The following is a 12,094-nucleotide window of genomic DNA, read 5'->3' as shown; positions in this document are numbered from 1 at the left end:
GGTGAGCCGGCGGGGCCCGTGTCGGCGATCCGTCGGTGATCTGTCGGTGCCCGGCGGCCTCCGTCGGTCACCTGTCGGCGGTTTGTCGGCGGGGGCTGACAGCGTTCTCGGCATGACACGAATCGACAAGGACTCCAGCGGCGGCGGGAACGCCGTCACCGTACGGGGGATGGTCAAGCACTACGGCGAGACCAGGGCGCTGGACGGCGTCGACCTGGACGTGCGCGAGGGCACCGTGATGGGTGTGCTCGGGCCGAACGGGGCCGGAAAGACCACCCTCGTACGGATTCTGTCCACCCTCCTGAGCCCGGACGCCGGCCGGGCGACCGTCGCCGGGTACGACGTGCTGCGCCAGCCCCGGCAGCTGCGGCGGGTCATCGGGCTCACCGGTCAGTACGCCTCCGTCGACGAGAAGCTCCCCGGGTGGGAGAACCTCTACCTCATCGGCCGGCTGCTCGACCTGTCCCGCAAGGACGCCCGGACCCGCGCCGACGAGCTGCTGGAACGGTTCTCCCTCACGGACGCGGCCAAGCGCCCCGCGAGCACCTACTCCGGCGGCATGCGGCGCAGGCTCGACCTGGCCGCGTCGATGATCGGACGCCCGCAGGTGCTGTTCCTGGACGAGCCGACCACCGGACTCGACCCCCGCACCCGCAACGAGGTCTGGGGCGAGGTCAAGCGGATGGTCGGCGACGGGGTGACCGTCCTGCTCACCACCCAGTACATGGAGGAGGCCGAGCAGCTCGCCTCCGAGCTGACCGTCGTGGACCGGGGCAAGGTCATCGCGGGCGGCGCCATCGAGGAGCTGAAGGCCAAGGTCGGCGGCCGCGCGCTGCGGGTCCGCCCGGCCGACCCGGCGCAACTGCGCCCGCTCGCCGGGTGGATCGACGACCTCGGCCTCACCGGCCTCGCGAGCACCACCGTGGACACCGAGCGCGGCTCGGTGCTGGTCCCCGTCCTCAGCGACGAACAACTGACCGCGGTGGTCGGCGCGGTCACCGCGCGAGGCATCACGCTGGCCTCCGTCACCACCGAACTGCCCAGCCTGGACGAGGTGTTCCTGTCCCTCACCGGCCACCGTGCCGGCGCCGCGGACGACACCGCGCCCGCCGACGCCCGCGAGGAGGTCTCCGTATGAGCACCACGACCGCTCCGATCGCCGGCGTCGAGCCGGACGCCCGCATCCCGCTGCGCGGCCACCTGCGCCACACGGGGGCTCTGATCCGGCGCAACCTGCTGTGGATCAGACAGGACCCCGAGTCGATGTTCGACGCGCTGCTGATGCCGATCGTCTTCACCCTGCTCTTCGTGTACGTCTTCGGCGGCTCCATCGGGCAGGCGCTGGGCGGCGGCCAGGACGGCTACGTCCAGTACGTGATCCCCGGCATGATCGCGATGATGAGCATGACGCTGTCCCAGGGCGTCGGCACCGGCTTCAGCCAGGACTTCAACTCCGGCGTCATGGACCGGTTCCGCTCGCTTCCGATCGGGCGCGGCTCGGTGCTGTTCGCGAAGATCTCGGTGGAGATCGTCCGGATGCTCTTCGCGACCACCGTGCTGATGATCGTCTCCGTCCTCGTCGGATTCGACATCGAGAGCTGGCCGGGACTGTTCGCGGCCGTCGGCCTGTCCACCGTCTTCGCCTCGTCGATCATGTGGGTGTTCCTCACCCTGGGCGTGGTCCTGAAGAACGCCCAGTCCGTGCAGGCCATGGGGTTCCTGGTGCTCTTCCCGCTGCAGTTCGGCTCGTCGATCTTCGCGCCCACGGCGTCGATGCCGGGATGGCTCCAGGCCTTCACCGACTACAACCCGCTGTCCGCGCTCGCGGACGCGGCGCGCGGTCTGATGACCGGCGGCCCGGTCGCGCACGGCCTGTGGATCACGCTGGCCTGGTCGTTCGGGATCACCGCGCTGATGGCCCCGGTCGCGATCCACAAGTTCCGCACCAAGAGCTAGTCGCGAGCGTGGCCCCGGAGCCGGGCGCGTTCGATCAGGGCGGTGGCCTCCTCGTAGGAGAGGCCGCCGCCTTCGGCGTACGCGGACGCGAAGTCCTCCTCGCCGAGGGCGGCACGGGCCCGCTTCGCGGCCAGGCCGTGCGCGTCACGCTCCCAGCGCGTGTGCACGTGCCCCGGCGGCAGCAGTGCGTCCGCCGCGCCCAGACAACGGGCGGCGGCCCCCGCGCGGCTGCCGCCGTCCATGCCGGCGAGGGCGGACGCGGCGACGTACAGGTAGACGGAGCGCATCTGGGGGGCGACGGCCATGGACAGCGGGTCGGCGGCCCGCAGCAGTGCGGTGCGGACGCCGGTCAGGGCCTGCGCGTACCGGTCCTCGACCGCGTCCAGCCAGGCCTCCGCGCCCCTCATGAAGGCGTCGAAGACCGCGAAGCGACCGAAGTCGACGTCCTCGCGCAGGAGCCGCAGTTGCTCGCGCGCCTCGGCCCGGCGGCCGGTGGTGCCGAGCCGGCCGACGAGGAAGAGCCGGGCCACGGGGGCGGCCTCGTGCCCGACGTGCTCGGGTCCGTCGATCACCTCGCGCAGGATGCGTTCGCCCCGCTCGCCGTCCTCCGTCTCCAGCAGGACACTGCCCAGCCGGGCCGCCAGGATCGCGGCCTGGGCCCGCGCGTTCAGCCGCTCCGCGTGCGCGATGGCGTCCTCGTAGTCCGCGGCGGCCCTGCGGTAGTCGCCCAGCCGCTCGCGGGCCTCGGCGCGGGCGGAGAGCGCCTCGGCGGTGCCCCAGGCGTCGCCGAGCCGCCGGAAGATCTCCAACGCCTCGTCGGCGTCGCGCAAGGCGCCCTGGGCCCAGTCGGACCGGTTGGCGAGGACGTTGGCGCGTATCTGCAGACAGGAGGCCAGCTCCCACTCGTAGCCCGGCATGCGGCGGCAGGTGTCGACGTTGGCGTCGATGATCTCGCGGATGCGCTCCTGGTCGCCGGTCATCAGCACGGCGAAGAACCAGACCAGGCCGGGCGTGCGGCAGGTCTGCGGAAGGCCCGGCTCGTAGGCCTCGGCGATCAGACGCAGCTTGGCCTGCGCGGCCGGGTTGTGCCAGGCCGCCAACTCGGTGTCCATGCAGGCGAGATGCGCCAGGTGGACGCCTCGGCGGGCCTCCCGGAGGATCTCGCCGGTCAGCGGCGGCGGGGCGTCGGTGCACGGCTGCCACACCGGGGCGGCCCTGCGCAGCGGCTCGGCGAACGGGTCGGGGCCCAGGGCCATGACCTCGACGCACCAGTCGCGGGCCTCCAGGCGCAGATCGCGCAGCTGCCAGTACCAGACCAGCGACAGGGTGAGGACGAGCGCCTCCTGCTCGTCGCGCGCGTCGACGGCCCGGCGCAGCGCCGTGCGCAGGTTCTCGTACTCCGACTGGAACCGGCCGACGGCCTCGAGCTGGCCCGCGCCCCGCAGCAACGGCTCGGTGGTACGGGCGAGTTCGCGGTAGTACGTGAGATGGGCGCGCTCGGCCGCCGCCCGTCCCCCGGACTCGTCCAGCCGCTCGCCCGCGTACTCGGCGACGGTCTCCAGGAGCCGGTAGCGCATGCCCCCGCCGGGCGCGGGGGCGGCGACGACGAGCGACTTGTCGACGAGGGAGGCGAGGGCGTCCAGGGCGGTGCGGCCCGCCCGTGAGGCGCGGGTGCCCGCGGCTTCCGCGGGCCCGGATCCGTACGGCGCCGGCGGCGCGCAGACGGCCTCGACGGCGGCGAGGTCGCAGCCGCGGGCGAAGACGGAGAGCCGGGCCAGGACGTCGCGTTCGTCGCCGTCGAGCAGGTCCCAGGACCAGTCGACGACGGCCCGCAGGGTCTGCTGGCGGGGCAGGACCGTGCGGCTGCCCGAGGTCAGGAGGCGGAACCGGTCGTCGAGGCGGTCTGCGATCTGCCGGGGCGTCAGCATCCGCAGCCGGGCGGCGGCGAGTTCTACGGCGAGGGGCAGTCCGTCGAGGCGGCGGCAGATCTCGGCGCAGGCCTCGGGGTCGTCCTCGACGCGGAAGCCCGGACGGGCGGCCGCGCCCCGGTCGGCCAGCAGGCGCAGCGCGGCCGGCTCGGGCAGCGGGTCCAGCGGGCGCAGGACCTCCCCCGGCACGCCGAGAGGCTCGCGGCTGGTGGCCAGCACCGTCACCCCGGGGCAGCGCGCCAGCAGTTCCTCGACGAGCCGTGCGGCCGCCTCCACCACGTGTTCGCAGTTGTCCAGGACGAGCAGCATGCGGCGTCGGGAGCAGTGCTCCACCAGCCGCTCCACGGGGTCGCCGCGGCGCTCGGCGACGGCCCGCAGTTCCTCGGCCCCGGCGCCGTACAGGACGGTCTCGCGGGCGCCCACGGCGGTGAGGACGGTCTGCGCCACGGCGCCCGGGTCGGCGACGGGCGCGAGTTCGGCCAGCCAGACGCCGTCGCGCGCCGTGTCCCCGACGGCCTCGGCGGCCTCCTGCGACAGCCGTGTCTTGCCGGCCCCGCCGGGCCCCAGCAGCGTCACCAGACGGGCGCTCGCGAGGTCGCCCCGCAGGGCCTTCATGTCGTCCTCACGGCCGACGAACGAGGTGAGCCGGGCCCGGAGGTTGCCGCGCGGCGGCGAGGCCGCGGACCGGGAAACCCGCGCCGGCCGCACGGCCGCCCCCTCCAGCCCGCCTTCGGGAACCGTCGGCCCCCCTGCGGCCGCGTGGGCATGCGCCCGTTCGGGGACTTCCGCCGCCCGCGGCGTCTCAGGCGTGCGGGCCGTCGGCGGGTCGAGGAGTTCGGCGTGCAGGGCGCGCAGCTCGGGCCCGGGGTCGGCGCCGAGACGGTCGGCCAGCAGTCGGCGCACCTCGTCGTAGGCGGCCAGCGCCTGGGCGGTGCGGCCCGCGTCGCGCAGGGCGCGCAGCCGCAGCGCCTGGAGCGGCTCGTCCAGCGGGTGCGCGTCGCACAGGGCGCTCAGCTCGGGCAGCGCCTGCCCGGCCTGCCCGAGGGCGAGGGCGGCGCTGTGCCGGGCGCGCAGGGCGTCCACGCGGCGGGCCTCCCAGCGGGCCGCCTCGGTCGCCCGGTCGGGCAGGTCGGCGAGGGCCGGGCCGTGCCACAGGGCGAGGGCGTCGTCGAGCAGGGCGGCCGCCTTGGCGGGGTCGCCGTCGGCCAGGGCGCGCGTCCCGTCGCCGGTCAGCCGCTCGAAACGGTGCAGGTCGACGTCGTCGGAGCCGGCCGCCAGCCGGTAGCCGCCCTCGGCGGAGCGGATCGCGTCCGCCCCGAGGGCCCGGCGCAGCCGGCCGACCAGCGCCTGGAGCGCGCCCGGCGCGTCGGCGGGCGGGTCCCCGGCCCACACCTCCTGCGTCAGCACCCCGGCCGGCACGCTGCGTCCGGCCCGCAGCGCCAGCACGGTGAGCAGGGCGCGCAGCCGCGCTCCGCCGACGGCGACGGGGGTCCCGTCGGGGCGGAGCGCCTGGGTGGTGCCGAGAATGCGGTAGCGCACGGGGTTCATTGTCCCCGGCGCGGACGGCGGCGGTCACGGGGTTCGCCGGAGTGGCGGCGGACGCGGTGGCGCCGGGGGACGCGGGACGGGCCGCCGGCCGGGGACACCGAAGCCTTCCGGGACTCCCGAGCGCGGCCCCGGAAGCCCGTTGCACCGCTCCGCTCCGCGCGGAACCAGGGGCCCGGCATGAGACGTTTCCCCGGTGTGCCCGGTACGGTCGGGCAGTTCCACACGTGCGTACGACCTCAGGGGGCCCCATGACGACCGCCACCACCCGCCGGGGCGAGCGGAGGATCAGTCCCGTCTTCGTCGGCATCCTGGCCGTGACGGCCGTCACCGGCTGGGCGACGTGGACGGGTTTCGCCGAACAGCCCGGCGTCGCGGTGTTCCTGTTCGTCACGGCGGCCTGGATCGTGTCCCTGTGCCTGCACGAGTACGCGCACGCGCGCACGGCCCTGCACAGCGGGGACATCTCGGTCGGGGCGAAGGGCTATCTCACGCTCAACCCGCTCAAGTACACGCACGCGCTGCTCAGCGTCGTGCTGCCGGTGCTGTTCGTGATCCTGGGCGGTATCGGTCTGCCCGGTGGGGCGGTGTTCATCGAGCGCGACCGCATCCGGGGCCGGTGGCGGCACAGTCTGATCTCGGCGGCCGGACCGCTGACGAACGTGGCGTTCGCGGTGGTGTGCACGGCCCCGTTCTGGCTGGACGCGCTGGACGGCGTGCCGGACGACTTCCGCTTCGCCCTCGGCTTCCTCGCCCTGCTCCAGGTGACGGCGGCGATCCTGAACTTCCTGCCGGTGCCGGGCCTGGACGGCTACGGGGTCATCGAGCCCTGGCTGTCGTACGGCGTCAAGCGGCAGGTCGAGCCGTTCGCGCCGTTCGGCCTGCTGTTCGTGTTCGCCCTGCTGTGGGTGCCGTCGGTGAACGGCGCGTTCTTCGACATGGTCGACGCGCTGCTGTGCGGGCTGGGCATCAGCGACGTCGACACGTACTGCGGTCAGTCGCTGTACCGCTTCTGGGAGGGCACGAACGAGTTCTGCTCGGTCGCCCGCTGAGCCGGGCCGGGCGGGCCGTGACTTTGGGTGCACGGGCGGCCGGTGGGCGGGCCGGCCCGTGGGCCGGTCAGCCGGTGGGCTGGGTCCGGTCCGCCCTGCGCGCCTTGTCCCGCTTCATGTAGTACCAGGTCATGTTGGACGACAGGCCCGCGAGCAGCACCCACACGATGCCCAGGAAGCTGCCCTGGACGAAGGAGACGACCGCCGCGGCCACGGCGAGGACGCAGACGACGAGGCTGTAGAGGGCGAGTCGCCGGGTCGGGCTGGGCGGGGGCACGGCGGGCATGTCGGTCGGCTCCTGTCGGGGGACACTGCTTCGCCGTCCAGTGTCCCCCATCCGCTCAGACGTCGGTGACGCGCAGCCCGGCGTGGGCCTTGTAGCGGCGGTTGACGGAGATCAGGTTGGCGACCAGGGACTCCACCTGGTGGGCGTTGCGCAGCCGGCCCGCGAAGACGCCGCGCATGCCGGGGATGCGGCCGGCCAGGGCCTGCACGATCTCGACGTCGGCCCGCTCCTCGCCCAGCACCATCACGTCGGTGTCGATCTCGTCGATCCCCGGGTCCTGGAGGAGGACGGCCGACAGGTGGTGGAAGGCGGCGGCGACGCGCGAGTCCGGCAGCAGGGCCGCGGCCTGCTCCGCCGCGCTGCCCTCCTCCGGCTTGAGCGCGTAGGCGCCCTTCTTGTCGAAGCCGAGCGGGTTGACGCAGTCCACGACGAGCTTGCCGGCCAGCTCCTCGCGCAGGGACTCCAGCGTCTTGCCGTGGCCGTCCCACGGGACGGCGACGATCACGATGTCGCTGCGGCGCGCGGTCTCGGCGTTGTCGGCGCCCTCGACGCCGTGTCCGAGTTCCTCGGCGGCGGCCAGGGCACGGTCGGCGGCGCGCGAGCCGATGATCACCTTCTGGCCGGCCTTGGCGAGGCGGTAGGCGAGGCCCTTGCCCTGCGGGCCGGTGCCGCCGAGCACGCCGACGACCAGTCCGGAGACGTCCGGAAGGTCCCAGGGGTCCTTGGCGGGGGCCTTCGCCGGGGTGTCCCCGGACGTGTGGTGGGCACTGTCGGTAGAGGTCATGGGCCGACTTTACGTGGGCGCGTCCGGCGGCCCTTCCCCTGTCGGGTGAACGGGCGGCGAACCCGGTGCCGGGGCCGGCCGGGTGCGGCAGCATGCGGGCGCATGGACGCCGTACGGGTCGCGCTGCTGCGCGAGGTGCTCGCCGGGACCGAGTGGCTCGGGGCCACCCGGAGGTTCGCCGGGGTGCTGCGGGGATCGGTCGTGTCGCACGGGGGCGGGCTGCTGCTGGCGGGGACGGCGGAGTACGAGCCGTGGCACCTCGCGGCGCACCTGGTGGACGAGGCGGCGTGGTCCGGCACGCCGGAGCTGACGCCGACGCTGGTCCGCCACGACCCGCGCCCCGGTGACCCCGCCCACCTCTCGGTGGGGCCCGGCCGTATCGAGGCGGCGCGGCGGGGCGAGACGCTGCTGGTGGCGTCGCCGTCGGCGGACGCACGGCTGCTGGAACGGGTGGCGGACGCCCGCCGGGCCGGGGTCACCGTGCTCGCCCTCGGCCCGGTGGAGGCGGAGCTGACGGCTCTGGCGCACGAGACGCTGGCCGTGCCGGACGGCTCCGAGCTGGATCTGGACACCGTGCAGCACCTGGTGAGCGCGGCGGCCGGCGAGACGCTGCCGCCGGCCCGGGGCCGCCGCCGTCTGGCCGACCGCCTCTCCCGCCTCGCCGAACGCCTGACGGCCCCACCCCCACCCCCTTGGTGAACCGGGAAAAGGAGTTGTCCGCGGCTCTTGCGGCGGCCGAGCATGACCTTTCGTGACAGATTCCGGCGCCGCCACAGTTCCCCCGCCCTCCGAATCCCCCTCGTCCCCTTCGGGTCTGCGCGGGCTGCTTCCCGACCTCGCCCCGTGGCGGGCCTCGCGGGACTTCCGGCGGCTGTGGGTCTCGGGGACGGTGTCGACGTTCGGCAGCTTCCTCACCTTCGTCGCGGTGCCGGTGCAGTTGAAGGAGCTGACCGGGTCGGCCGCCGCCGTCGGGGCCATCGGCGCGGTGGAGCTGGTGCCGCTCCTGGTGTTCGGGCTGTACGGCGGTGCGCTGGCGGACGCGTGGGACAAGCGCCTGCTCATCCTGTGGACGGAGGCCGGGCAGGGGCTGCTGAGCGCGGTGCTGCTGGTCAACGCGGTGCTGCCGGGGCCGGCCGTGTGGCCCCTGTACGTGGTCGCGGCGCTGTCGTCGGCCCTGGGCTCCGTGCAGCGGCCCGCGCTGGACGCGTTGTGGCCGCGGATCGTCGCCCATGAGCATCTGCCGGCGGCGGCCTCGCTGAACGCCCTGCGGTGGACCGTGGGCGGGGTCGCGGGGCCGGCCCTCGCCGGCGTCGTCGTCGCCTACGCGGGCCTGGGCTGGGCCTACGCCGCCGACCTGCTGACCTTCGTCGTCTCGCTCGCGCTGGTCGTGCGCATCGCGTCCTCCCCGGCGGCCCGGGAGGCGGCCCGGCCCTCCCTGCGGGCGATCGCCGAGGGCGCCCGGTACGCCTGGAACCGCAAGGAGCTGCTCGGCACGTACGCCGTCGACCTGGCCGCGATGTTCCTCGCGATGCCGCTCGCCGTGCTGCCCTTCCTCGCGGACGAGCTGCACGCGCAGTGGTCGCTCGGGCTGATGTACGCGGCCTTGCCGGCCGGGGCGCTGGTGGTGAGCGTGACGAGCGGCTGGACGGGGCGGGTGCACCGGCACGGGCGGATGGTGGTGCTGTCGGCCGCGCTGTGGGGTGCGGCGATCGCCGCCGCGGGGCTGGTGGGGAACGTCTGGCTGGTGCTGCTCTGCCTGGCCCTGGCGGGCGGCTTCGACATGGTCAGCGGGGTGTTCCGCGGGATCATGTGGAACCAGACGATCCCGGACGAGCTGCGCGGGCGGCTCGCCGGGATCGAGTTGCTGTCGTACTCGGTGGGGCCGACGGTCGGGCAGGTGCGCAGCGGCGGCCTCGCGGCCTGGCTGGGGGTGCGGACGTCGGTGTGGTCGGGCGGGGTGCTGTGCGTGGGCGCGGTGGGCCTGCTGGCGCTGTGCCTGCCGGGGCTGATGCGGTACGACGCGCGCACGGACGAGCACGCGGCGCGGGTGCGGGCACAGCGGTCGGCGGCCGCGCCCTCGCTGGAGGGCTGACCGCCCGGCCGGTCAGTCCTCGTCCCCCGCGCCCGTCGCGCCGCCCCTCGGCGCGTCGTGCCACTGGGGGTCGTTCTCCCACTGGAGGTTGCGCTCGCGGGCGCTCTCCATCGCGTGCTCGGCCTCCGTACGGGTGGCGTACGGGCCGAACCGGTCCTTGGCCGGGCACTCGGGCCCTTCCTCGACCTTCTTGTGCTCCAGGCAGTAGTACCACTCGCCCGGTTTTCCGGCGGTCCGCTTCTTGAACAGGGGCATGACGGCTCCTCTCGCCATCGTCATGTTCCCCCATGGCGTCTCGTTAGACTCACTGGCATGTCTGGCCAGTCGCTGCTCGTTCCGGGGGAGCTGTCCCCCACCCGTTCCGTGCCCGGAAACATCCGCCGCCCCGAGTACGTGGGCAAGCCGGCGCCGACGCCCTACACCGGACCGGAGGTGCAGACGCCCGAGACGATCGAGGCGATGCGCCGGGCCGGCCGGATCGCCGCGCAGGCGATGGCGGAGGCCGCGAAGCTGATCTCGCCGGGGGTCACCACCGACGAGCTGGACCGGGTGGCGCACGAGTACATGTGCGACCACGGCGCCTACCCGTCGACGCTGGGCTACCGCGGCTTCCCGAAGTCGCTGTGCACGAGCGTCAACGAGGTGATCTGCCACGGCATCCCGGACTCGACGGTCCTGCGGGACGGCGACATCGTCAACCTGGACGTGACGGCGTACATCGGCGGGGTGCACGGCGACAACAACGCCACGTATCCGGTCGGGGACGTCGACGAGGAGTCGCGGCTGCTGGTGGAGCGGACCCGGGAGTCGCTGGAGCGGGCGATCAAGGCGGTCAGGCCCGGCCGGCAGATCAACATCATCGGCCGGGTCATCGAGTCGTACGCCAAGCGGTTCGGGTACGGGGTGGTGCGGGACTTCACCGGTCACGGCATCAACTCGTCGTTCCACTCCGGGCTGATCATCCCGCACTACGACAGCCCGCACGCGACGACGGTCATCCAGCCGGGGATGACGTTCACGATCGAGCCGATGCTGACGCTCGGCACGCACGACTACGACATGTGGGACGACGGCTGGACCGTGGTGACCAAGGACCGCAAGCGCACGGCCCAGTTCGAGCACACCCTGGTGGTGACGGAGACGGGGGCGGAGATCCTCACCCTGCCGTAGCCGTGTGCGACGAAGGCCCGCCCTCCGAGGAGGGCGGGCCTTCGTCGCGCGCGGGCCGGCGCGCGGGTGCGGCGACGGGCCGGGCCCCCTCGGTTCACGGCGAGGGGGCCCGGCGCCGGGTCAGATCCGGTCGCAGTGCTTGCCGGCCCAGAAGATGTCCGCCGACACCGTGTCGATCGCGCCGACGTACGGGCTGCAGACGCCCTCGTCCCCGCCGAAGTGGTGGTGCTGGCGGGGGCCCTCGTCGGCGGTGGCGGTCGTGGCGCCGGCGGCGGCGAGAGCGATGCCGAGGACGGTCGCGGCCAGGACTGAACGGATGCGCATGGTGTTCCTCTCACGGGGCGGGTGGTCACGCCCAGAGGTCCCCGCTCCCCTCGCGCCGCACACTCCACACCACCCGTACGGACCTCAGGCGCTGGCCCGAAGGGCTCAGCGCTCCAGGAAGACCCGGCCGCCGACCTCGACCCAGCCGTGGGGCTGCGGGGCCGTCAGGATCTGGGAGCCCGCGCCCTGGGTGATGTTCAGGGCGCGGCCCAGCCGTTCGGTGAGCAGCAGGGCCGCCGCGCCGGTGGCCTCGTCCTCGTCGACGCCGTCGTCGCGGCCGGGGAAGGCGCGGGCGCGGACGCGGCCGGCGGGCTCGTCCTCCCAGGCCCAGGCGTAGATCCATTCGCCCTTGGGCGGCACGGGGAGGTCGTCGACCTCGGCGGCGGTCGCGTACTGCCGCAGGGTGCGCGGCGGGGCCCATTCGGCGCGCGCCTCGATCCAGGTGAACTCCCCGTCCAGCCGGGTGCCCACGACGCCGGCCGGGGTGACCAGCTCGGGCACGTCGAGCAGCCAGGCGACGCCCACGCAGGGGTGGCCGGCGAAGGGCAGCCGGAGGGTGGGCGTGTAGATGTCGACGACCCCGCGCTCGGGGTCGTCGACGAACACCGTCTCGCTGAAGCCGAGTTTCGCCGCGAGGTCCTGCCGGTCCTCGCGGGCGGGGAGCACCGAGCCTTCGCGGACCACGCCCAGTTCGTTGCCGTAGCCGCCGTTCGGCGCGCAGAAGACGCGGAGCACGTCGTAATCAGTCACCGGGGAATTGAAGCACCGCCGGGGCTGCCGTTTTGCCGCCGACGGGGAGGCCGCCCGCGTGGGGGACGCGACGGACGAAGCGGAGCCTTTGAACCTCCTTTGACTCTCCGTTGACGCCCGCATGGCCCTACCGTGATCGGCTCGTGCTCTTACAGCGTCTATGAGAGGTGAATCACGGCCTGGACGGGTATCACGCAGGTAAGCCTT

Annotated in this window: 12 protein-coding genes; 6 read left to right on the top strand and 6 right to left on the bottom strand. The window is 74.0% G+C overall.

The features are described 5' to 3' along the window. Positions 1-112: 112 nt before the first annotated feature. Positions 113-1,138, top strand: a complete 1,026-nt coding sequence (locus ACGFSH_RS03790; RefSeq protein WP_393344631.1) for an ATP-binding cassette domain-containing protein — start codon at positions 113-115, stop codon at positions 1,136-1,138. Continuing rightward, positions 1,135-1,956, top strand: coding sequence for an ABC transporter permease (locus ACGFSH_RS03785; protein WP_393344629.1), 822 nt, complete (start codon positions 1,135-1,137; stop codon positions 1,954-1,956). Before ACGFSH_RS03790 ends, ACGFSH_RS03785 begins: the two co-directional genes overlap by 4 nt. Here the strand turns inward: ACGFSH_RS03785 and ACGFSH_RS03780 are convergent. Further along, entirely contained in the window at positions 1,953-5,432 is a 3,480-nt protein-coding gene (locus tag ACGFSH_RS03780) for a BTAD domain-containing putative transcriptional regulator (protein WP_393344627.1), read from the bottom strand. The genes ACGFSH_RS03785 and ACGFSH_RS03780 overlap by 4 nt on opposite strands. Before the next feature lie 248 nt (positions 5,433-5,680). Between ACGFSH_RS03780 and ACGFSH_RS03775 the strand changes: the two genes are divergently transcribed. After that, on the top strand, positions 5,681-6,481 hold the full coding sequence (locus ACGFSH_RS03775; RefSeq protein WP_393344626.1) for a site-2 protease family protein: 801 nt from the start codon (positions 5,681-5,683) through the stop codon (positions 6,479-6,481). 67 nt (positions 6,482-6,548) lie between these two features. Here ACGFSH_RS03775 and ACGFSH_RS03770 read toward each other — a convergent pair whose 3' ends face one another. Both ACGFSH_RS03770 and npdG read right to left on the bottom strand, forming a co-directional pair. Next, positions 6,549-6,818 (bottom strand): hypothetical protein, encoded by a 270-nt coding sequence (locus ACGFSH_RS03770; RefSeq protein WP_393344624.1) that lies wholly within the window; start codon positions 6,816-6,818, stop codon positions 6,549-6,551. 4 nt (positions 6,819-6,822) lie between these two features. Next, complete coding sequence (gene npdG, locus ACGFSH_RS03765; RefSeq protein ID WP_393344622.1) at positions 6,823-7,551, bottom strand: NADPH-dependent F420 reductase; 729 nt, start codon at positions 7,549-7,551, stop codon at positions 6,823-6,825. A 102-nt stretch (positions 7,552-7,653) separates the two neighbouring features. Here npdG and ACGFSH_RS03760 point away from each other — a divergent pair, with 102 nt between their 5' ends. Together ACGFSH_RS03760 and ACGFSH_RS03755 are read left to right on the top strand one after the other, a co-directional pair. Continuing rightward, entirely contained in the window at positions 7,654-8,250 is a 597-nt protein-coding gene (locus tag ACGFSH_RS03760; protein WP_393344620.1) for a hypothetical protein, read from the top strand. Between the two features lie 52 nt (positions 8,251-8,302). Beyond that, positions 8,303-9,643 carry an MFS transporter gene (locus tag ACGFSH_RS03755; RefSeq protein WP_393344619.1) on the top strand — a complete coding sequence of 447 codons (1,341 nt, stop codon included), beginning with the start codon at positions 8,303-8,305 and terminating at the stop codon, positions 9,641-9,643. A gap of 12 nt (positions 9,644-9,655) precedes the next feature. Here the strand turns inward: ACGFSH_RS03755 and ACGFSH_RS03750 are convergent, their stop codons facing one another. Next, positions 9,656-9,898, bottom strand: a complete 243-nt coding sequence (locus ACGFSH_RS03750) for a hypothetical protein (protein ID WP_393344618.1) — start codon at positions 9,896-9,898, stop codon at positions 9,656-9,658. A 57-nt stretch (positions 9,899-9,955) separates the two neighbouring features. Here ACGFSH_RS03750 and map point away from each other — a divergent pair, with 57 nt between their 5' ends. Beyond that, complete coding sequence (gene map, locus ACGFSH_RS03745) at positions 9,956-10,813, top strand: type I methionyl aminopeptidase (RefSeq protein WP_393344617.1); 858 nt, start codon at positions 9,956-9,958, stop codon at positions 10,811-10,813. A 120-nt stretch (positions 10,814-10,933) separates the two neighbouring features. On the opposite strand, the gene ACGFSH_RS03740 is transcribed toward map, so the two are convergent. Continuing rightward, the gene (locus ACGFSH_RS03740; protein ID WP_393344615.1) at positions 10,934-11,137 is read right to left on the bottom strand and encodes a hypothetical protein; all 204 of its coding nucleotides are present in this window, start codon (positions 11,135-11,137) and stop codon (positions 10,934-10,936) included. A gap of 105 nt (positions 11,138-11,242) precedes the next feature. Then, positions 11,243-11,887, bottom strand: a complete 645-nt coding sequence (locus ACGFSH_RS03735; RefSeq protein ID WP_393344613.1) for a PhzF family phenazine biosynthesis protein — start codon at positions 11,885-11,887, stop codon at positions 11,243-11,245. Between the last annotated feature and the right edge of the window lie 207 nt (positions 11,888-12,094).

This window comes from Streptomyces sp. NPDC048481 (genome assembly GCF_043200075.1).
Lineage (GTDB): Bacteria > Actinomycetota > Actinomycetes > Streptomycetales > Streptomycetaceae > Streptomyces.
This window is presented reverse-complemented; position numbering and strand designations above follow the sequence as displayed.

Coding starts and splice junctions, on each gene's coding strand:
- ACGFSH_RS03790 (WP_393344631.1), top strand. CDS start 113: ATGACACGAATCGACAAGGACTCCAGCGGCGGCGGGAACGCCGTCACC.
- ACGFSH_RS03785 (WP_393344629.1), top strand. CDS start 1,135: ATGAGCACCACGACCGCTCCGATCGCCGGCGTCGAGCCGGACGCCCGC.
- ACGFSH_RS03780 (WP_393344627.1), bottom strand. CDS start 5,432: ATGAACCCCGTGCGCTACCGCATTCTCGGCACCACCCAGGCGCTCCGC.
- ACGFSH_RS03775 (WP_393344626.1), top strand. CDS start 5,681: ATGACGACCGCCACCACCCGCCGGGGCGAGCGGAGGATCAGTCCCGTC.
- ACGFSH_RS03770 (WP_393344624.1), bottom strand. CDS start 6,818: ATGGGGGACACTGGACGGCGAAGCAGTGTCCCCCGACAGGAGCCGACC.
- npdG (WP_393344622.1), bottom strand. CDS start 7,551: ATGACCTCTACCGACAGTGCCCACCACACGTCCGGGGACACCCCGGCG.
- ACGFSH_RS03760 (WP_393344620.1), top strand. CDS start 7,654: ATGGACGCCGTACGGGTCGCGCTGCTGCGCGAGGTGCTCGCCGGGACC.
- ACGFSH_RS03750 (WP_393344618.1), bottom strand. CDS start 9,898: ATGCCCCTGTTCAAGAAGCGGACCGCCGGAAAACCGGGCGAGTGGTAC.
- map (WP_393344617.1), top strand. CDS start 9,956: ATGTCTGGCCAGTCGCTGCTCGTTCCGGGGGAGCTGTCCCCCACCCGT.
- ACGFSH_RS03740 (WP_393344615.1), bottom strand. CDS start 11,137: ATGCGCATCCGTTCAGTCCTGGCCGCGACCGTCCTCGGCATCGCTCTC.